The following is a 19,537-nucleotide window of genomic DNA, read 5'->3' as shown; positions in this document are numbered from 1 at the left end:
GCAGGTCCTGGTCGGGGACCATCCGCAACTCACGACACGCGCGTGCTTCAAGTAACGCTATTTGACTAGAGGTTGAGGAGAAAAGAAAGAGTTCGCTCTCCGCGCGGGTGTACATGCGCCGTAGGCGGTCTCCCACGGAGTTCGTCAGGCACGCGAACGCGCTGCCCCATGTCGTTCGAGAATGAGGCGTGCCGTACGGGCCATGGCCTCGTCGACCATGTCGCCTTCGAAGGCCACAGCGCCCGTCCCCTCGCCCTGTGCCGCCTCGACGGCCGCGATCAGCCTTGCGGAGCGGGCGAGTTCGTCGGGACCGGGAGAGAACACCTCGTTGATCAAGGGGACATGGGAAGGATGGATCGCCATCATCCCCTCGTAGCCGAGGGAACGGTTCTGTTCGGCGAAGGCGCGTAGCCCCGGCAGGTCGCTGACGCGCGTCCACAAGCCGCTGACCGGGCACGGCACTCCGGCTGCCCTGGCGTCCAGCAGAACGCGGGAGCGCAGTGCCACCGTTTCTGTTCCCTCTGCGCTCCAGCGGTAGCCGACGGCGCGTTCCACGTCGCCGCCGGGTGCGGTCAGTGCGCCCAAGTAGGCGATGCGTGAGGCGGCTTGGGCGATGCCGTAGGCCTCGCGCAGGCCACGGGCCGTCTCCAGCAGGGGCACCAGGGCGACCCGTCCGGGCGACAGGCCCTGTTCCCGTTCGCACCAGCCCAGCAGCCGGTCAACAAGCTTCACGTCCTGGGCGGAGCGGACCTTGGGGAGCACGATGCCGGCGAGGCCTGGCCGTACGACCGCGCGCAGTTCCTCGGCCCCCGCCCAGCCGTCCAGCGGGTTGACACGGACGAACAACGCCATCCGTCCCGTCTGATCGGCCGGCTCGGTGACGGTCCGCGCGATGGCGTCGGCAACCTGTGCGCGGGCGGCGAGCTTGTCCGCGGCGGGCACCGCGTCCTCCAGGTCGAGGATGGCCGCGTCGGCGCCCGCCGCCCGGGCCTTGGGCAGCCAGCCGGTTCTGGTGCCGGGAACGAAGAGCAGGGACCGCAGCGGGGGCCGGTCGACCGCTCTCGTGTGCGCCTCGGCAGGCCTGTTTGAAGACGCCTCAGATGACATCGCTCTTCTCCAGGTCGGCCAGCTCTTCCGCACTGAGTCCGAGCCACTGCCCGTAGACGAGGTGGTTGTCCTGGCCGAGGGAGGGCCCCGTCCGCCAGACCCGGCCGGGCCGCTGCCGGAAGTGCGGGATCACCGCCTGCATACGTACCGGACCGAGGTCGGGGTCGTCGACGGTGACGATGTCCTCGCGCTCGGCGTACACGGGGTCGGCGGCGATGTCCGCGGCGTCGAACACTCGTGAGGCCACCACTTCGGCGCGGGTGAACTCCTCGAGGCACTCGCCGCTGCCGCGCTGCGCCACCCAGTTGCGCAGGCCCTCGTCCAGTTGCCCGCGCCGCTCGTGCTGTTGCCGCGCCGTGGCGTACTCGTCCTCGGGGAGTCCGAGCAGGCCGGCGATGTTACGGACCGAACGCAGCGTCGCGGAGGTCACCGTGATCCACTCGCCGTCGCGGGAGCGGTAGGTGTTGATCACGGCCGCGGGGGCGACCGCCAGCTGGTTGCCGGAGCGTTCGGGCACTTGTCCCAACTGGTCGTGGACGATGACCTGCCACTCGACGAGACGGAAGAGGGACTCGAAGAGAGCGAGGTCGATCCACTCGCCGTCGAAACCGGGGTCGTGGTCACGGCGGTGGAGGGCGGCGAGGACGGCGTAGGCGCCCATCAGGCCGGTCACGGCGTCGCCGTGCGAGAAGCCGGTGTGCACGGGCGGGCCGTCGGGAAATCCGGTCAGGTGGACGACTCCGCTGCGCGCCTCACCCATCTTGCCGAAGCCGGGGGCGTCCGCCTGCGACGAGGTGGCACCGAAGCCGGAGATCTGCAGCAGTACGGCCCGGGGGTTGATCCGGTGCACGGAGTCCCAGTCGAGTCCCCAGCTGCGCAGGCGTCCGGCGCGCAGGGTGACGATGACGACGTCCGCCCAGGCGATGAGTCGGCGAGCGACGCTCCGGCCGGCCTCGTGGTGCAGATCAAGCGTGACCGAGCGCTTGTTGCGGCCGGCGACCTTGAACCACAGGGGGACACCGTCGCGTTGCGGCCCCATCGCGCGGGCCGCGTCTCCGGCGCCGGGGGGTTCCACGTGCACGACGTCGGCCCCTTGGTCTGCGAGCATCGAGCCTGCCAGCGGCCCGGCCACCACATGGGCGAACTCGACCACTTTCAGCCCTTGCAACTGCCCGCGTCCGGTGGTGTTCCGCTCGTCGTCCGACACCGATGCGCTCCCTCGCCCATGCTGTTTCGCGTAGGTCCCCTGGCCGCTGCGTCCGCATGCGTGCGGCACGCCGTCCCCGGCCGGGTCTTCAGACTGCAGGAACGGAGAAATGCCTGTCGAGCAACAGACGGCCATCAATCAATGCGAAGAACGCATGAATCGCCGAAGCGGTCGGTGCGCGGGTGTGGTGGGCGATCAGCGTTGTGCGAGCCTCGACCCCCGCAAGCCCCCACGCGGCTTCATGCCCAGGACACCCCGGGCGGAAGAGCGCGGCCCTGAAGACGGAACTCTTCGAGCGTCTGAAGGAACCGCTCCGTCACGGTCGGGAGCGTTCGTCGAACACGCAGCACGATGTCAAGGCGCCGGTCCACCACGGGGTCCACCAGAGGACGGCAGACGACGGGCCCGGCGCCCATCAGCGGGAGCACGAGGGCGGGCATCGCTGACACCCCGAGGCCGGCGGTCACCAGTCCGCCCACCGTCGCGATACTGCCCGCCTCGGCCGCGGGCGCCGCATGGGCGTCGACCTGGGCGAACGCCGCATCGGTGAGGCGACGCACGCTGGAGTCGCGCCCGACGGCCAGGAACGGCTGACGAGCCAGGTCCTCCCAGGCGACTTCGGGGCGGTCGGCGAGCGGATGGCCTTCCGGCAGCACCGCGACGAATCGGTCCCTGACCAGGGGGCGGTGCTCCAACTGCTCGGGCGGGTCCCCGACGGTGGTGATCGCGAAGTCGGCGTCACCGGACAGGACCCGGTCCAGTACCAGCCGCTCCAGGCCGTCGAGGAGGCGTATCGCCACCTGCGGCCGCCGCTCGCGGAAGTCGGAGATGACCTGCGGCAGGAGCACCGCGGCAACCGAGGGAAGGGTCGCCACGGCGACCGTTCCCGACTCGCCGAGCAGGAATCGCCTGAACTCTTTCATGCCCGCCCGGTGAGCGGTGACGATCTGCTCGGCGATACGCAGGGCCTCGGCGCCCGCCGGGGTCAACTGCACGTTACGGGTGTCCCGTTCGAGCAGTTGGACGCCGAGTTGCCGCTCCAGATCCGCGACCGCGCGGCTGAGAGAGGACTGGGACACGTGCATCCGAGCGGCGGCCGCGGTGAAGCTCGCGGCCCGGGCGACGGCCGTGTACGCCGCCAGTTGACGCAAGGTGGGGGCCTCCATGGCCGACGAGCATAGGGCGCGCCCGCTTGAATTGATGCGCTTATCGCATGGACAGATCTCGGTTTGATGCTGGACAGGGATCCGATGGTGCTCCGAAACTCTCGCGTAACACCTCGGCCTGCCCCCGCCCAGCTCCCGCCCACCGCCGCCGAGGGCCGTCCCCGAGAAAGCGAGCGCCGCATGCTGGCAGCCCTGGGCTTCGCCACGATCGCCGTCCTCCTGCTGCTCACCATGACCAAACGCGCCTCGGTGCTGGTCGCTCTGATCTTGCTTCCCGTCCTGGCGGCGCTCATCGGCGGGTTCGCGGGCGATCTGGGCGAGCTGATTCTCGGTGGGCTGTCCAAGGTGGCCCCCACCGGCATCATGATCGCGTTCGCGGTCCTGTACTTCAGTCTGATGGTGGACGCCGGTCTCTTCGACCCCCTGATCCGCGGTCTGTTGCGCGCGGCGCGGGGCGACCCGTTGCGGATCACCGTCGCCACGGCCGTCCTCACGCTGTGCGTGGCCCTGGACGGCGACGGCGCCTCCACCTTCCTCATCACCGTCTCCGCGCTGCTGCCGGTCTACAAGAGGCTCGGCATGAACCCCCTGGTGCTGTCCGGAGTGGTCTGCCTGGGCGCGGGCGTGATGAACATGGTCCCCTGGGGCGGCCCGACCGTACGCGCCATGGCGGCGCTGAAACTGGACAGTTCCGAGGTCTTCAACCCCGTACTGCCCGCGATGGGCTTCGGCGTGGCCTGGGTACTGGTGGCCTCGTACCTGCTCGGCCGCCGGGAGCGCAACCGTCTCGGCGCGCTGTCCCCGCGAGGCCCGGCCACGGATGTGCGCACGGACGAGGAGGAGCGGGACGACCGCGAACCTGCCGCTTCGGCCGCTGCCGCGACTGCCGAGTCGAGCCTGCGGGCCACTCCCCCGACGGCCGACGGGCAGGAGCGTCCGGCCCTCCGGTCCCCCGGCGACGGGCCCGGCACCGTCCGGGTCCCGCCGCTGCCGCGGACCTGGTTGAGCATCTTCAATCTCCTGCTGACCGTCGCCCTCGTGGTCTGCCTGGTCCAGGAAGTGATGCCGCTTCCGGTGCTGTTCGTTCTCGGGTTCGCGATCGCGGTGCTGGTCAACCACCCCACCTGGGAACAGCAGCAGGCGCTGCTCGACAAGCACGCCAAGAGCGTGGTCCTGGTCACCACGATGATCTTCGCGGCCGGCGTCCTCACCGGGATCCTCAGCGGCACCAAGATGATCGACGAGATGGCCGAGGCGCTCGTCTCCGTCGTCCCCGACTCCTTCGGGTCGCATCTGCCCGTCGCGGTGGCCGTCACCGGCATGCCACTGAGCCTGGTCTTCACCCCGGACGCCTACTACTTCGGCGTACTGCCCGTACTGGCCGAGACCGCGAGCGGGTTCGGCACGGAGCCGGCCGAGGTCGCCCGGGCGGCCATTCTCGGCCAGATGACCACGGGGTTCCCGCTCAGTCCGCTCACCGCGTCCACGTTCATCCTCGTCGGCATGAGCGGTGTGTCGCTCGGAGAGCACCAGCGCTTCATCTTCCGCTGGGCCTTCGCAACCACCCTCGTCATGACCGCCGGTGCCCTGGTGACCGGCGCCTTCCCGCTGTGACCGGTGTCGCGGGCCCGGTGTGGTGTCCCGGGCCGAGCGGAGTCCCCGTCGGCCGCGGACACCCGGCAGCCACCGCACATGCCGCGTCATGGTCCCCGATGTGCCGCCCGCTCCCGGGAGTTCGGAGCCGGACGACCGGATCCACACACGACGGCACCCGGTCCGGGTGCCCCACCGACCGAGACGAGGACTCATGAGATCGATCCCCAGACGGACCGTGCTCGCCGTCACCGCAGGCGCGGTCGCGGCGCCGACGGTGAGCACGGCGACCGCGGCGGCCGCCGACGACACGACAGCCCCGTCCGAAGGACGGCAAGCGACCTCCGGACTCAATCCGGTCCTGCGGACTGACCTCCTCACGCGGGTGACACCGAGGAACAACTGGCTGGTGACAGCGGTCGCCATCCAGTACGCGCATCGCATCGACGTACGCGGCGGGACGGTCCCGCCCAGCGCCTTCCAGGTGCAGGCCACCGTGGGCGGACGGACAGCGGCTCGCACGGTGACCCGGGTCTACTCCAACACTTCCGCAGAAGTGGACGACCGCACCCACCCCGGACGGCCAGGGGGCCGTCTGATCGTCGAACTCGATCCGAACGACTCCAACGCACGGGCGGCCGGCACCGATCCCCTTCCGCTCGACCGTGCATACTCCGTCAAACAGGTGGCGGACGTGCGCACCCCGGAAGGTGCACCGGTGCTGAAGGCCGGTCCGTTCGCTGACCGGAACGACGACGTCATCACCCCCGTGGTCGATGATTTCGCCGCCGGTTCCTTCACCGACTCCGCAGGTTTCGAACTGGGCTTCCGGCTGTACCGGCCCGCGGGGTTCATACGGAACCCGCGCACCCGCACGCGGTACCCGCTCGTCGTCACCCTGCACGGCGGTGGCGAAGTCGCGGACAACAACATGACCCAGCTCACCTCCAACCGGATCGCGGTCACGTTCGCCAAACCGGAACGACAGCGCCGCAACCCCGCGTTCGTCCTCTCTCCGCAGATCCCCCTGCCCCGCCCCATGGACGGACCCGACGGCACGGACTGGACCGACGCGAAGGTCCAGGGCGCGCTGATCGAACTCATCGACACCTTCGTGCGCGAGCACTCGCGCAACGTGGACACCGACCGGCTCTATCTGGTCGGCCTGTCCTCAGGCGGCCGCGGCATCTACAGTTTGCTGGCCAGGCGACCCGAAGTGTTCGCGGCTGCCCTGCCCACGGCCGGCTGGGGCGACGCGGCGGCCATGGACAGGATCACGCACATCCCGATCTGGGCCGACCACTCGGTCGACGACCCGGTCGTCCCCTACCGGGAGGGCCGGTTCGGCAACCCCGGCACCTGGACCCTGATGAACGCGCTGGAGACCGCCGGTGCCCCGGTCACCCGTGGGGAGTGGGCCAACGACCTCCCGAAGGCACAGTTCGAGGCCCGGTCACGGGCTCTCCTACGGCAGGCCCGGGCCGCGCGCAGCCACCTACTGTTCACGAGCTACACGGCCGGAACGACACCGGTGAGCCCGCACCTGGCATGGGCCCAGACGTACGAGAACGACGTGGTCATCGACTGGCTCTTCGCACAGTCCCGGTAGTCGGCCGCTCGCGGCGGTCATCCGGTCCGCCACCGTGGCGGTCACAAACGAGGTGGAGGTAAGGCAATGCGTCCATGCACTCGTTCAACCAACACCAACGCGCCGTTACAGACCCGGTCTCCTGCCATGACGGCACTGCTCGCACTGGCCACCACCATCGCCATGGCGCTGACTCTGCTGACAGCCGCCACCGCGCCGGCAGCCACCGCCGACCTGCTGTCCCAGGGCAAGCCCGTCACGTCCTCGTCCACCGAGAACACATCCACCCCCGCGTCGGCGGCGGTGGACGGCAGCACCGGGACGCGCTGGTCGAGCACCTTCAGTGATCCGCAGTGGCTGACCGTGGATCTGGGCGCCACCGCCACCATCAGTCAAGTGGCGCTGCGCTGGGAGGCCGCGTACGCCCGCTCCTTCCAGATCCAGACCTCGGACAACGGCACCGCCTGGACCACCATCTACTCGACCACCACAAGCACCGGCGGCACGCAGACCCTCGACGTGAACGGCAAAGGCCGGTACATCCGCCTCCACGGCACCCAGCGCGGCACCGTCTACGGCTACTCGCTGTGGGAGTTCCAGGTGTACGGCTCCGGTGAGGGCACCCCTCCGGGCAACGGCATCCCGGACCCGACGACCTCTTCCCTGGAGGCCGCCGACGGGCCGCTGACCACCGCCACCTACACCGTTCCCAGCCCGAGCGGGTACGGCTCAGGCACGGTCACGTATCCGACGGCCAGTGGCTCGTACCCGGGCATCGTGCTGATGCCGGGCTATCAGGGCACACAGCAGAACCTGCAGTGGCTCGCACCCCGCCTCGCTTCCTGGGGCTTCGTCGTCATCAACGTCGGAACGAACACACTCTCCGACGATCCCGCATCGCGCGGCCGCCAGATCACCGCCGCCGGCACCCAGCTGCTCGCGCTCGGCAACACCCCGGGCAACCCGCTGTCGGGGAAGCTCAACGGCACCCTGGGCGCGGCCGGTCACTCGATGGGCGGCGGTGGCGTCATGGCGGCCCTCCGGGACGACCCGCGCTTCAAGGCGGGCGCGCCGACGGCCCCGTACTACCCGAACGCGAACTTCTCCGAAGTCACCGAGCCCACCTTCTTCCTGACCTGTCAAAGCGACCCCGCCGCCCCCGGCAGCCGCTACGCGGTGCCCTGGTACAACTCCATGTCCCAGGCCGAGAAGCTCTACATCGAAGTTCCAGGCGACCATCTGTGCCCGATGACGGGCTACGGCGACAAGGCCAAGCAGGGCAAGTGGATGGTGTCGTTCTTCAGCCTCTGGCTGCGTGCCGACACCCGCTTCAGCCCCTTCCTGTGCGGTCCCGCTCGTGATGCCGACAAGAACAACACCTCCCTGGTCACCCGCTGGATGGACACCTGCCAGTTCTGACCGGCTCGCTCGGAGCGCCGCGCGGCCCGCCGACGCGGCGCTCCGAGCCCGCTCCTCACCCCGATGCCGACGACCCGGCCCCCGCCACCACGCCCCACGACTGATGCCGCTTCCCGCGCCCGTTTCATCGCCCCTCCGGCGGCCGGCTCGCCCGGTTCTCGCGCTGTGCCGGCTGTAGCGCTGGTGCTGTGACCAGAAAGGTTTGCCGGAAGCTCGCGGCGTCCGGTGCGGTGCCTCGCAAGGCGGAGCATGACCCGCGTACTGGATGTACTCGGGTGATGCGACAACGCGGCGACGGGCCGTGCCGGGCGTCGCGAGCCGGTGAACCTTTCCGGTCACAGCGCTAAGGGCTGTCCTGTGATCCCTGGTGGATCAGCGTGCGGCGTCAGATGCGGTGCATCGCAAGGCGGAGGGACGTCCGCATACTGGATGTATGCGGACGTTCCGACAACGCGGCGAGGTGCCGTAGCTGTCGTCGCGCGCCCGCCAGGGATTACGGGACAGCCCTTAGCTGGGACGCTCATCCGGCAGGGGCTGTTCGGCCCAGATCGTCTTGCCGGCGGAGGTCTGGCGGCTGCCCCAGCGCTCGGCGACCTGGGCGACGAGCAGCAGTCCGCGTCCGCCCTCGTCGAAGACGCGGGCCCGTCGCATGTGCGGGGCGGTGCTGCTGCCGTCGGAGACTTCACAGATGAGCGCGTCGGCGCGGATGAGCCGTAGCTGGATGGGGTCGTTGCCGTACCGGATGGCGTTGGTGACCAGCTCACTGACGACCAGCTCGGTGGCGAACTCGAGCTCGGCCAGCCCCCAGGTGTCCAGCTGCGCGGCCGCCACCTTGCGGGCTCCGGCGACGGCCGCGGGATCCATGGGCAACTGCCAGGTGCGCACCCGGTCGGCGTCGAGCAGGGAGGTCCGGGCCAGGAGCAGGACGACGTCGTCGGCAGAGGGGTCGGGCCGCACCTTGCGCAGCACTTTCTCGCAGGTGTCCTCGAGGTCTGCCGCTGGACGGCGCAGCCCTTCACTCAGCAGGTCGAGTCCGACGTCGACATCGCGACCGGGGGCCGCGATCAGGCCGTCGGTGTAGAACGCGAGCAGGCTGCCCTCCCCCACGTCGATCCCGGCGGACTCGAAGGGCAGTCCGCCCAGGCCGAGCGGTGGCCCGGCGGGCAGGTCCAGGACCTGGACGGTGCCGTCGGACGAAACCAGGACGGGCGGCGGGTGCCCCGCACGTGCCAGGTCGCATCGGCCGGCGACGGGATCGTAGACGGCGTAGAGACAGGTCGCCCCGACCTCTCCCGAGGCCCCCTCCGCCTCCCGTCGCGCGTCCGGGCCTTCCTCCCGGTCAAGGCGGATGACTAGATCGTCCAGCCGGGTGAGCAACTCGTCGGGCGCGAAATCGGCGTCGGCCAGCGTCCGTACCGCGGTGCGCAACCGGCCCATCGTGGCAGAGGCGTGCACGCCGTGGCCCACGACGTCGCCCACCACCAGCGCCACCCGTCCCCCCGACAGTGCGATGACGTCGAACCAGTCCCCGCCGATCTCGTCCCCCGAGCCGGCGGGGAAGTATCGGTAGGCGAGATCCACCGCCTGCGCTCCCAGCAACCGCTCGGGCAGCAGACTGCGCTGGAGGGTGAGCGCGGTCCGGCGCTCGCGGGTGTAGCGGCGGGCGTTGTCTATGCTCAACGCCGCCCTGGCGGCGATCTCCTCGGCGAGCATCAGATCGTCCTGGACGAAGGGGTCCGCGGTACGGTGCCGCAGGAGGTGCATCACGCCCAGGGTGACGCCCCTGGCGCGCAGGGGCACCATCATCACTGAATGGATCTTGAATCGCCTGATGCTCTCGGCACGGGCCGGGGAGGCCGTCGACCACTCGCGCAGCACCGGGTCGCCCACACGGTAGAAGGCGCCCCGGCCGGTGTTCAGCGCCTGAGCCGGTGGGGAGCCGGGAGGGTAGACGTCGGTGTCGCCCGCCGGAACCACGGATTCCGGGCACCCCGGGAACACCGACCGCTGTGCGGTACGGCGGAAGACGAGCGGCGTGGCGGGCGGTACCGGTTGCGGCTCGTGCCCCTGGACGACCGACTCCAGCAGGTCGACGGTGACGAAGTCGGCGAACCCCGCCACCGCCACCTCGGCCAGTTCCTCGGCCGTCCGGGTCACGTCCAAGGTTTTGCCGATGCGCACGCTGGCGTCGTTGAGGACCGCCAAGCGACGCCGGGCCCAGTACTGCTCGGTGATGTCGATCACCAACGCCGACAGCCCCAGCACCGCGCCCGCCCGGTCCTTCAGCGGGGAAAGGAAGAGCGACCACGCGTGATCACGGACCTCGCCCGAGGCTCGGAAAGGCTGCTCCTCGCGGAAGATCATCTCGCCGGTGCGCACCACCTGATGCTGAAGGCGGTCGATCTCGTCCAGGGGCGGGGCGGGATAGATTTCCCACAACGTACGCCCCCTCATCTCCTCCGGCGTCAGTCCCATGGCACGGCTCATCACCTGGTTGCAGGTCACGAACCGTGCCTCGCTGTCATAGACGGCCACGGGCAACGGGAGCTGGGCAAGCGTGAGATTCCACAGCTCCCCCGCCCCCGCTTCGGTCGGCCCGGCGTCGTATGTCACCTCCGCCGGGGTGACGACCCAGTGGGTCCTGCCGTCCACGTCGGTCAGCGGCGTGCCCCGCAGTTGCACGGTGACATGGTCTCCGTGCCGGTTCCGCAGCGTCAGATCGCTTGTCCACGGCTCCCTGGCGGCCAGGTGACGCCGCAGCGCGTAGGGCGGCTTCGCGGCGAGCAGGCCGACGGCCGGCCGGCCGACCACGTCCACGGGCTCGTACCCAAGCAGGCGCCCGGCTCCCGCGCTCCACACGAGGACGGCTCCGCGGGCGTCGATGACGACCGCGAAGTCCACCGGTGCTGCTGTGCTCCCTGCTTCCGTGGTGGTGCCGGGCTCGTCGTCCATGGGTGCATCACGACCTCGTACCTGCCGCGCCCCGAGCGGCGCTGCGTCACCCGTCACGGGCGCTGCGTCCAGCATCGCGCTGCGGCGCACCCCGCTCAACCGGCCGCACCGGTCACACCGGCCGACGGGCGGTGTGGATCAGGCCAGGTCGGGCGGACGGCGAGAGCGACGGCGACGGACGAGCGGTGCCCCTGGCGCTGCCATGGTGGGTGAATGAGGTGGCCGTGGCGGACTGCAGGTGTGAGCGCCCTGGAAGCCGACGTCGATGGACGCGCCGGGGCGATGGTGGCGTTGCGGGAGACGTTCCCGGCCGTCACCTGGCCGGAGGCGGGCGAGTAGCCGGCGTTCCGGCCGAAGGTGACCGTCTGGCCGCGGGGCAGGTGAAGACCAAAGACCAGCCGCCGATCGCGGTGGTGCCGGTGTCGACGATGGTGATCTCCGAGGTCAGGCCGGTGTTCCACGCACGCGGCCACCTCGTCGAGCATCGACTGCCTGGCGTGGCGCATCTTCTGCCTTGAACTCGAGTGCCATGAACTCCGAGCCCGTCGACTCTTGACAGCTTTACCGGCCCACCGCACGATACCGATCACATCCCCGAAGGTTCTCAGTGCCTTTGGGAGCGCTTCCAGTGGGAGCGCTCCCACTCCACACCGCCCACCCTTTGTGTGGCGTGGTCCCCGCTGCAGAGCCGCCGGCACAAGGGGACGTCGTACCACCGCACTTCCTCAGCGCGTCGCATGCTCAGGACGAGCGTGCGGCGTATCCCTGCCAGGAAATCGAGGTACAGTCATGCGCCGCAGACTCCGCGCCCTGGTGGCAGCGTTCTTCGCTCTGCCGCTGGCGCTCGCCGTGGCTCCGTCCGCCCACGCGGCCGACCCGACCACCATGACCAACGGGTTCTACGTGGACCCCGACTCCAGCGCGAAGAGGTGGGTCGCCGCCAACCCCGGCGACGGCCGGGCGCCCGCGATCAACGCCTCCATCGCCAACACCCCGACGGCCCGCTGGTTCGGCTCCTGGAGCGGCACCATCGGCACCGCCACCGGCGCGTACGTGGGCGCCGCGGACGCCCGGGACAAGCTGCCCATCCTGGTCGCCTACAACATCTACAACCGCGACTACTGCGGCGGGCACTCCGCGGGCGGAGCCTCCTCGCCGTCCGCCTACACGAACTGGATCGCTCAGTTCGCGGGCGGGATCGCCAACCGCCCGGCTGTCGTCGTCCTCGAACCGGACTCCCTCGGGGACTACGGCTGCATGACCCAGGCCCAGATCGACGAACGCGAGGGCATGCTCACCGGCGCCCTCGCCGAGTTCAACCGCCAGGCTCCCAACACCTGGGTCTATCTCGACGCCGGCAACCCGGCCTGGGCGAGCGCGGCGACCATGGCCCGGCGCCTCCACGAAGCCGGCCTCCGACAGGCCCACGGCTTCTCGCTCAACGTCTCCAACTACCTGACCACGGCCGAGAACACCGGGTACGGCAACGCCGTCAACAGTGAACTCAACGCCCGGTACGGCTACACCAAGCCGTTCGTCGTGGACACCAGCCGCAACGGCAACGGCTCCAACGGCCAGTGGTGCAACCCCTCCGGCCGCCGTATCGGCACCCCGACCCGGCTGGGCGGAGGCGCCGAGATGCTCTTGTGGATCAAAGTCCCGGGCGAGTCCGACGGCAACTGCGGCGCCGGAGCGGGCTCCTCGGCCGGGCAGTTCCTCCCCGAGGCCGCCTACAGGATGATCTACGGCTACTGATCCATGACGGCAGCCAGTCCGGGGTAGGTGACGGAACGGGCGTCAGCTCCCGTGCCGGGCGAGCAGCAGCGCCACATCGTCGTCAAGCTCACGGCCCAGGGCGCCGAGGAGCATGTCACACGTCTCCTCCAGGGGAAGGCGGCTGCCGTCCAGCAGGCGGAGCAGACGCTGCAGTCCTGTTTCGACGGGCATTGCACGGCTTTCCACCAGGCCGTCCGTGAACAACGCGAGCACTGCCCCTTCGGCGAGTTCCCGCTCCTCGCCGGTGAACGGCACGCCGCCCACTCCAAGAGGCACTCCGCCGGCGGTGTCGAGGAGTGCGGCTTTCCCGTCCGGGTCGACCAGGGCCGGCGGCAGGTGGCCCGCGCGGGAGAGTTCGCATCGGTCGTGCCGGGGGTCACAGACGACGTAGACGCAGGTGGCCAGCATGTCGTCGTCGCCGAGGGACGCGGTGAGGCCGTCGAGGTGGTGCAGCAGCTCGGCCGGGGTCAGGTCGAGCCGGGCGAGGGCGCGAGTGGCGGTGCGGAGCTGGCCCATGATCGCCGCGGCGTGGACGCCCTTGCCCATCACGTCGCCGACGACGAGTCCGACTTTGTCGTCCTTGAGCGGGAGCACGTCGAACCAGTCCCCACCCACCTCGCTGACGGCGGGCAGATAGCGGGAGGCGACCTCGATGCCGCCGTGATGCGGTGGCGGCTCCTGGGACAGCAGGCTGCGCTGGAGGGTGAGAGCGGTGTCGCGTTCGCGTCCGTACAGTCGCGCGTTGTCGATGCAGATGGCGGCGCGCGCGGCCAGCTCGGTGGCGAGGGTGAGGTCCTGGTCGTCGAACGGCCGGGGGCTGACCGTGCGGCACAGGCTGAGCGTGCCCAGTACCTCGCCGCGGGCCATCAGGGGAGCGGCCAGATAGGAGTGGACACCGGCGCGCCGCAGCGTCTCGGTTGCTGAATCGTCCCTGGCGATACGCCGTACCGCCGTGTCGTCCACGTGTTCCACCAGGATCGGCCGTGCCTCGCGTACGCACTGGGTGACGATCCGAGACGAGCTGAACAGGGCAGGCTCCCCGACCGGGTCCGCGGCCTCGATCGCGTCGGTTGGATGACGTGCTTTGAGGGCGAGCGCCCGGAAGTCGGGGGGACCGTCCGCCCGTGGTGCTGCCATGCCGCCAGGGTTGAACACCGAGTCGAGTACATCGACGGCCGCGAGGTCGGCGAGCTCGGGAACGGCCACATCCACGAGTTCATGTGCCGTCCGGCGCAGGTCGAGCGTGGTGCCGATACGGCCGCCGGCGTCAGCTATCACAGCCAGGCGCTCGCGTGCTTTCGCGATCTCGGCCGCTGCCCGCTGCCGCTCGGAAATGTCGAGGATTGCCATCGCCAGGCCCAGCACACGCCCATTGGCATCCTCGATCCGGTGGTATGACTCCGAGTACGCGTGATCTTCGCTGTCGGCGGCCGTCCGGCCGACCGTCTGCTGATCCAGCAGTGGCTCACCGGTCCGGAGGACCTGCCGCATCCGCGACTCGATCGCCTCCACCTCGAGAGCCGGCAGCACCTCGCCGACGCGACGGCCCAGCACCGCTTCCTCTGGGACACCATTGATGCGTTCCAGTGACGGATTGACACGCACCCACCGCAGGTCCGTGTCGAAGACCGCGATGCCCACCGGCGACTGGCTGACCAGGATGTGGGACAGGGCCAGGTCCCGCTCCACGTTCTGTACGGTCTCGGCGTCGGTACCCAGACCGAGGGCATGGACGTCACCGCGGGCATCGCGCAGCTGCATGGTGCGGAACTCCACCCGGCGCGTGGAGCCGTCCTTGTGCCGCACCGGAAAGACCCCCGCCCAGCGCGTGCCCGTGCGCACGCGGTCGAACAGTTCGTGTGCCCGTGACCGGTTCTCCGGGGCCACCAGCAGTGCGCCCGCGTCCTGACCCAGCGCTTCCACGGCGGAGAAACCGAGCAAAGACTCGGCTTCGGGACTCCACAGCACGATCCGGCCATCGCTCCCCAGGACGAGGGCCGCCACTCGCAGCACGTCCAGCAGCCCACCCGGCGCGGCAGTGACGGGGTCCTGCCCGCCGCTCCCGGTCCGGGCCTCTTGCTCACGCATACCGGGGCTCCATTTCTGCGGCAGCACGAGGGTGCGCCCTGGCCCCCTCCCCACCGCTGGGCTCACGTCAGTCATACCTCTACCGGCCGAACACCGCACACCCTGGCCACCTGTGCCGCACGAGTCGGCTCAGTTGTCCGGAGAGAAACGCGAGCGCGGCACGTACAGAGGCGCCAGCAGGAACTGGCCGGACGACAGGCTCAACTGCATACACGTGCGCAGGAGCTGCTTGTCGAGCGGAGCGAACCGGCAGGACGCCACCAGGGAGAGGCAACTGGCCCCCTGCATCAACGCGAAGTACGGCTGCAGCGCTGGGCGGACAGCGCCGGCAGCGCAGCAGCACTGGTCGAGGAGTCCGCACGCCATGTACTGCCTCCCCCGGCCGTGGCGAGCAACCCTGCGGGTATCGGAGGAGTACGCCGCAGCTCTGGAAGCCGCCGGCACACTGCTGCTGACGGCACCGGACGGACACGACACCGCGGCCCGCGCGGCCATGGCGGAGCTGACCAAGGATCCTTTGAACCCCACCCTCGCGACCTCGCGGACATTGCCTGCTCCGAACTCGCAACTCCCCACCCGGCACCCTCTGTCAACGATGCCCAGCGGGTCTGTCCCGGCCCGCCGCGCCCTTGGGCTGCAACGATTCCTGGCTCCGCGACTCAGCTGAACAATGACGTCGCTGACCTACCGCTTTGTCACTGACGCTGCCGGCGTCTCGAGGCCACGGTCAGCGGCTTCGGGGGGGGTCGGCTGCCTTGCCGTTCGTCACGGATGGTGACGGCTTCGCGCGGGAGGTTGCCCACCTCGTCCCAGCGATGCCGGGCCGGCGTCGGCGAGGGCCGCATCGATCAACGATTCTGCGATGGATCGCGCGTACGCGCGGGTGTGGCTGCTGTTGAGTGCGGTGCCGCGCGCGGCCGCGCCGTCGAAGAGCAGGGCCAGTTGCTCACCGAGGGTTTCCGGGTCTGCGGCCCCGGCCTGGCGCGCGAGGTCCGTGAGACGGTGGGCGAACTCCCTCTTGTACGCCGCGGCCAGCTGATGGACGGGATGCCCGGGGTCTGGCACTTCGACGCTGACGTTCAGGAACGGGCATCCCCGGAACGGGGCGGTGGTGTCCGGGAGCTTCCGGTCGAAGACGGCGAGGAGCTGCTCACGCGGGCTCGGTGTCGGTCGGGTGGGTGATGGGGGGATGGGCAGGAGATCGCCCACGAGGGACTGCAGGTATGCCCCGACGAGCTCGTCCTTGCTGGGGAAGTGCGCGTAGAGGGTGCGTTTCGACACTTCGGCGACGGTCGACAGCTGGTCCATCCCGGTCGCGTTGATCCCCTGCGCTGTGAACAGCTGGGTCGCCGCTTTGAGGATCCGCTCGCGGGCGCCACGCCCGCGACGGCGACGTACGGGATGAGATTCGGTCACACCCTTAAGTATACCGAGCGTTTTACATAGCCCGCCCGAGGCGGCTACGGTGGATCCTTAAGTAAACCGACCTTCTTACTTAGCCACGTCCTGCATCGCGCAGCTCGCGGATGGGTCGTTCGTCGGCACCGCACCTGTTTCAGGCGCGCTCCGCGCCCCCTTCACGCCCCGCCCCGCCCACCGATGCGAAATCAGCACCAAGGAGACCTGATGCGCTACACGACCTTCGGACGACGGACCGGACTGCGCGTTTCCGAGTACGCGCTCGGCACGGGGAACTTCGGCACCGGCTGGGGCGCCGGTGCGGAGCCCGATGAGGCGCGCCGGATGTTCGACAGGTTCGCCGAGGCCGGCGGGACGTTTCTCGACACCGCGGACGCCTACCAGTTCGGCGAGTCGGAAGAGCTGGTGGGCAAGTTCATGGCGGCCGACCGGGACCACTTCGTCCTGGCCACCAAGTTCACCAACGGAGCCGGCCCGCAGCCCGGCATCTCCAGGACCGGCAACAGCCGCAAGAACATGGTCGCTTCGCTGGAGGCGAGCCTCAAGCGCCTCGGCACCGACTACATCGACCTGTACTGGGTCCACTTCCCCGACGACCTCACCCCCATCGAGGAGATCCTGCGCGGGCTCGACGACCTCGTCAGCTCCGGCAAGATCCTCCACGCCGCCCTGTCCAACTTCCCCGCATGGCGCGTCTCCCGCGCCGCCACCCTCGCGGACCTGAAGAACTGGGCACCGGTGGCGGGCATCCAGATCGAGTACAGCCTCGTCGAGAGGACCCCCGACCGCGAGCTGCTGCCGATGGCCGAGAGTCTGGGACTCGGCGCCGCCCTGTGGTCCCCGCTCGGCGGCGGACTGCTCACCGGCAAGTACCGCCACAGCACCGATGGGCGCCTGACCGACCTCAAGGCGGTCATTCACACCGAGAGCACCGCCCAGAAGACCGCCGTCGTCGACACTGTCCTGGCCATCGCCGAGGAGAGCGGCGCGACGCCCACCCAGGTGTCGGTCGCGTGGCTCCGTGAGCGTGCCGCCCAGGCGTCCACCTCGTTCGTGCCGATCATCGGCCCGCGCAACCTCACCCAGCTCGACGACTACCTGGGCGCTCTGGACGTCCAGCTCACCCCCGAGCAGTTCGCGCGCCTGTCCGACGTCAGCGCGGTCCCCCTCGGAGTGCCCCACGAGGCGACCGCCGGCGCCCGCGACGGCCTCCAGGGCGGTGACGCCTCCCGCGTCACCCAGCCCGCCGTGCCCGTGGCCTGAGCCGCGGCCCCTGTCACAGACTGCTCCATCGGCAGACACAGCCCCGGACCATACGTATGGTCCGGGGCTGTGTCTGCCTGGCTGCGGCAGGTCGCAGGGTCAGGGGGTATCGCCCTCGGCGGGATCGCCGAGGTGGGCCAGTGCCCAGTCACGGAGCTCCTCCAGCGCCGGGCGGATCGCCACTCCCGCCTCCGTCAGGCGGTATCGAACGCGCGCGGCGGCCCTTCCCTCACCTAGCGTAGGACGAGGCCTTCTGCCGCCAGGTGGGTCAGCCGGTCGGAGAGTATGCGCCCGCTGATACCAGGAACAGCGCGGTGCAACTCACGGGTGCTGCTGCTTCCATGCGGAGCCGAAGGCCTTTCATGGCCTCGGGGCCGTCCGGCGGCGAGCGGTTGGGCTGGATGTCGAACCGCGCCCGGCAGTGCCGGTGTACTGGCGTTGCACGCCCGCCGAGGCGTGGCCCGTCTTCACAAAGCCGGTCTCGTCACGATCAGCACCCCACCGTCGGTGCCGAGGCGTTCGACGGCATAGGCGCGGACGTCGTCACGGACGGCATCGGCGTCCCAGCGGGCGGAACTCAGCAGCTGCTGCGCTGCGAGGAAAACGGTGTGGCGGCATGGGCGGTACCGCCCGCCGCGGTCGGGACGGCCGGCGCTGCCGGCGACGTGTTCATCCGACGCCTGCTCAAGTGACCGGGATTCACCAGGTAGGAGGCGGCCAGGGCGCGTGCGTCGACCTCGTCCGGAGTGTCGTCGACGAGGCGTACGTCACCTCGTAGTAGTGCTGGTCGAAGCCCCAGACGTCGTACATCAGCGGGACAGTGGTGGTGGCGCCGAGGGCCCTCGGGGCCTCCTCCGAGTGGGCGGAGACCATCAGGATCGCCGTGGGGCGGGGCAGGTCGGCGGACCAGGCGGCCAGCTGACTGGTCCAGAGGGCGTCGTCGGCCAGAGTCGGGGCCCGTGGCTGACATGGAGGGCGGTCATCCGCTCGGTGGACACGGCTGGACCGGTTACGGTCTCTGTCGCGCTGTCGGAGGCTGGTGGGCGCGCCGGAAGTCGCCGGGTGTGGTGCCGGTGTGGCGGGTGAAGAACTTGCCGAAGTTGGTGGCTTCGGAGAAGCCCAGGCGGCGGGCGATGACGGCGACCGGCTCGTCGGTGTGGGCGAGCAGCCGCTGGGCCTGGAGGGCGACGCGGGCGTCGATGACCTGTTTGACGGGCTGTCCGGTGGCGGCCAGGCAGGCACGGGTGAGGGTCTTGACGGAGTAGCCCAGCCGGTGGGCGTAGTCCTCGGCGCGGCGGGTGCCGGCGTAGGAGCGCTCCAGTTCGGCGCGGAAGCCGGCGTAGATCTCGCCGCCGGCGTGCGGGTCGGCGTGTGCGCCGTGCCGTGGCAGCCGGTCGATGTGCAGCAGCAGGGTGGCGAGCAGCAGTTGGAGGATCTCAGGAGAGACAGTGCCGGGCTGCCGGGTGAACTCGGCGCGCAACTGGCTCAGCAGGGTGGACACGGCGGGATAGTCGCGGCCGGTGCCGAGCTGCCAACAGACGGGCCCGTACCACTCGTCGAGGAGACTGGCGGTACTCACGAGGTGGGCCGGGAAGGCGGGGGTGAACAACAGATGCGTCCCATTCAACGCGCCGGGGCTGCCGAAGCGCTGAACCTGGCCGGGGCGGATCCACAGCAGCGTGCCGGGCCGGCACGGGTAGGTGACGAAGTCGACCGTATGCTCGCCGCTGCCCTCGGTGATCAGGGTGACGGTGTGGAAGGCGACACGGTGGACATGCTGCAGGGTGCCGTCCCTCATGCGGCCATGCAAGGCGGCCAGGTCAGTGACCTCCAGGCCGGATACCGGCGCGGCCGGCGGATTGAAACCGAACCCGGGGATCGGGCCGTCACCTGAGCGAGCCCTGTCCGCGACTTCCGACATCAGCACGATCACCTTACTCATGTCCGCTTTCGACCAGG

16 protein-coding genes and 3 pseudogenes are annotated in these 19,537 nt (G+C 70.0%); 6 read left to right on the top strand and 13 right to left on the bottom strand.

The window, feature by feature from the left end; genetic code table 11:
- Window positions 1–144: 144 nt before the first annotated feature.
- The 3 genes from ACGFNV_RS35750 to ACGFNV_RS35740 form a co-directional block, all read right to left on the bottom strand.
- On the bottom strand, window positions 145–1,107 hold the full coding sequence (locus ACGFNV_RS35750) for an HpcH/HpaI aldolase/citrate lyase family protein (protein ID WP_393628358.1): 963 nt from the start codon (window positions 1,105–1,107) through the stop codon (window positions 145–147).
- The gene (locus ACGFNV_RS35745) at window positions 1,097–2,314 is read right to left on the bottom strand and encodes a CaiB/BaiF CoA transferase family protein (protein ID WP_393628356.1); all 1,218 of its coding nucleotides are present in this window, start codon (window positions 2,312–2,314) and stop codon (window positions 1,097–1,099) included. Before ACGFNV_RS35745 ends, ACGFNV_RS35750 begins: the two co-directional genes overlap by 11 nt.
- Before the next feature lie 239 nt (window positions 2,315–2,553).
- Window positions 2,554–3,480 carry a LysR family transcriptional regulator gene (locus ACGFNV_RS35740; RefSeq protein WP_393628354.1) on the bottom strand — a complete coding sequence of 309 codons (927 nt, stop codon included), beginning with the start codon at window positions 3,478–3,480 and terminating at the stop codon, window positions 2,554–2,556.
- 180 nt (window positions 3,481–3,660) lie between these two features.
- On the opposite strand from ACGFNV_RS35740, the gene ACGFNV_RS35735 reads away from it, so the two are divergent.
- From ACGFNV_RS35735 to ACGFNV_RS35725, 3 genes are all read left to right on the top strand, one after another.
- Window positions 3,661–5,094, top strand: coding sequence for a CitMHS family transporter (locus tag ACGFNV_RS35735; RefSeq protein ID WP_393628353.1), 1,434 nt, complete (start codon window positions 3,661–3,663; stop codon window positions 5,092–5,094).
- Window positions 5,095–5,287: 193 nt separating this feature from the next.
- On the top strand, window positions 5,288–6,682 hold the full coding sequence (locus tag ACGFNV_RS35730) for a prolyl oligopeptidase family serine peptidase (RefSeq protein ID WP_393628351.1): 1,395 nt from the start codon (window positions 5,288–5,290) through the stop codon (window positions 6,680–6,682).
- 126 nt (window positions 6,683–6,808) lie between these two features.
- Window positions 6,809–8,080 carry a discoidin domain-containing protein gene (locus ACGFNV_RS35725; RefSeq protein WP_393628349.1) on the top strand — a complete coding sequence of 424 codons (1,272 nt, stop codon included), beginning with the start codon at window positions 6,809–6,811 and terminating at the stop codon, window positions 8,078–8,080.
- A gap of 507 nt (window positions 8,081–8,587) precedes the next feature.
- Here the strand turns inward: ACGFNV_RS35725 and ACGFNV_RS35720 are convergent.
- Together ACGFNV_RS35720 and ACGFNV_RS35715 are read right to left on the bottom strand one after the other, a co-directional pair.
- Window positions 8,588–11,032: a SpoIIE family protein phosphatase gene (locus tag ACGFNV_RS35720; RefSeq protein WP_393628348.1), complete on the bottom strand. Its 2,445-nt coding sequence runs from the start codon at window positions 11,030–11,032 to the stop codon at window positions 8,588–8,590.
- Between the two features lie 313 nt (window positions 11,033–11,345).
- Window positions 11,346–11,462: a hypothetical protein gene (locus ACGFNV_RS35715; RefSeq protein WP_393628572.1), complete on the bottom strand. Its 117-nt coding sequence runs from the start codon at window positions 11,460–11,462 to the stop codon at window positions 11,346–11,348.
- On the opposite strand from ACGFNV_RS35715, the gene ACGFNV_RS35710 reads away from it, so the two are divergent.
- Window positions 11,413–11,550 (top strand): hypothetical protein, encoded by a 138-nt coding sequence (locus tag ACGFNV_RS35710; protein ID WP_393628346.1) that lies wholly within the window; start codon window positions 11,413–11,415, stop codon window positions 11,548–11,550. The genes ACGFNV_RS35715 and ACGFNV_RS35710 overlap by 50 nt on opposite strands.
- A 271-nt stretch (window positions 11,551–11,821) precedes the next feature.
- A complete protein-coding gene (locus ACGFNV_RS35705) occupies window positions 11,822–12,787 on the top strand; it encodes a glycoside hydrolase family 6 protein (RefSeq protein ID WP_393628344.1) in 966 nt (321 codons plus the stop codon).
- Between the two features lie 42 nt (window positions 12,788–12,829).
- Here the strand turns inward: ACGFNV_RS35705 and ACGFNV_RS35700 are convergent, their stop codons facing one another.
- The 3 genes from ACGFNV_RS35700 to ACGFNV_RS35690 all read right to left on the bottom strand — a co-directional run bounded on the left by ACGFNV_RS35700 (window position 12,830) and on the right by ACGFNV_RS35690 (window position 16,312).
- On the bottom strand, window positions 12,830–14,896 hold the full coding sequence (locus ACGFNV_RS35700; protein ID WP_393628342.1) for a SpoIIE family protein phosphatase: 2,067 nt from the start codon (window positions 14,894–14,896) through the stop codon (window positions 12,830–12,832).
- Between the two features lie 129 nt (window positions 14,897–15,025).
- Entirely contained in the window at window positions 15,026–15,262 is a 237-nt protein-coding gene (locus ACGFNV_RS35695) for a hypothetical protein (protein ID WP_393628341.1), read from the bottom strand.
- A 399-nt stretch (window positions 15,263–15,661) separates the two neighbouring features.
- Entirely contained in the window at window positions 15,662–16,312 is a 651-nt protein-coding gene (locus ACGFNV_RS35690; protein WP_393628339.1) for a TetR/AcrR family transcriptional regulator, read from the bottom strand.
- Window positions 16,313–16,522: 210 nt separating this feature from the next.
- On the opposite strand from ACGFNV_RS35690, the gene ACGFNV_RS35685 reads away from it, so the two are divergent.
- Complete coding sequence (locus ACGFNV_RS35685) at window positions 16,523–17,578, top strand: aldo/keto reductase (protein ID WP_393628337.1); 1,056 nt, start codon at window positions 16,523–16,525, stop codon at window positions 17,576–17,578.
- Window positions 17,579–17,677: 99 nt separating this feature from the next.
- On the opposite strand, the pseudogene ACGFNV_RS35680 reads toward ACGFNV_RS35685, so the two are convergent.
- From ACGFNV_RS35680 to ACGFNV_RS35660, 5 genes and pseudogenes are all read right to left on the bottom strand, one after another.
- Window positions 17,678–17,785 (bottom strand): annotated as a pseudogene (locus ACGFNV_RS35680) (transcriptional regulator); the annotation flags it as partial.
- 26 nt (window positions 17,786–17,811) lie between these two features.
- Window positions 17,812–18,000 carry a winged helix-turn-helix transcriptional regulator gene (locus tag ACGFNV_RS35675; RefSeq protein ID WP_393628570.1) on the bottom strand — a complete coding sequence of 63 codons (189 nt, stop codon included), beginning with the start codon at window positions 17,998–18,000 and terminating at the stop codon, window positions 17,812–17,814.
- Window positions 17,990–18,168 (bottom strand): annotated as a pseudogene (locus ACGFNV_RS35670) (transposase); the annotation flags it as partial. The pseudogene ACGFNV_RS35670 and the gene ACGFNV_RS35675, both read right to left, overlap by 11 nt.
- A gap of 166 nt (window positions 18,169–18,334) precedes the next feature.
- Window positions 18,335–18,561, bottom strand: a pseudogene (locus ACGFNV_RS35665) (dioxygenase); the annotation flags it as partial.
- A 26-nt stretch (window positions 18,562–18,587) separates the two neighbouring features.
- Window positions 18,588–19,499: a helix-turn-helix domain-containing protein gene (locus ACGFNV_RS35660; protein ID WP_393628568.1), complete on the bottom strand. Its 912-nt coding sequence runs from the start codon at window positions 19,497–19,499 to the stop codon at window positions 18,588–18,590.
- Window positions 19,500–19,537: the final 38 nt, after the last annotated feature.

The sequence above is a fragment of the Streptomyces sp. NPDC048751 genome (genome assembly GCF_043198595.1).
Lineage (GTDB): Bacteria > Actinomycetota > Actinomycetes > Streptomycetales > Streptomycetaceae > Streptomyces.
This window is presented reverse-complemented; position numbering and strand designations above follow the sequence as displayed.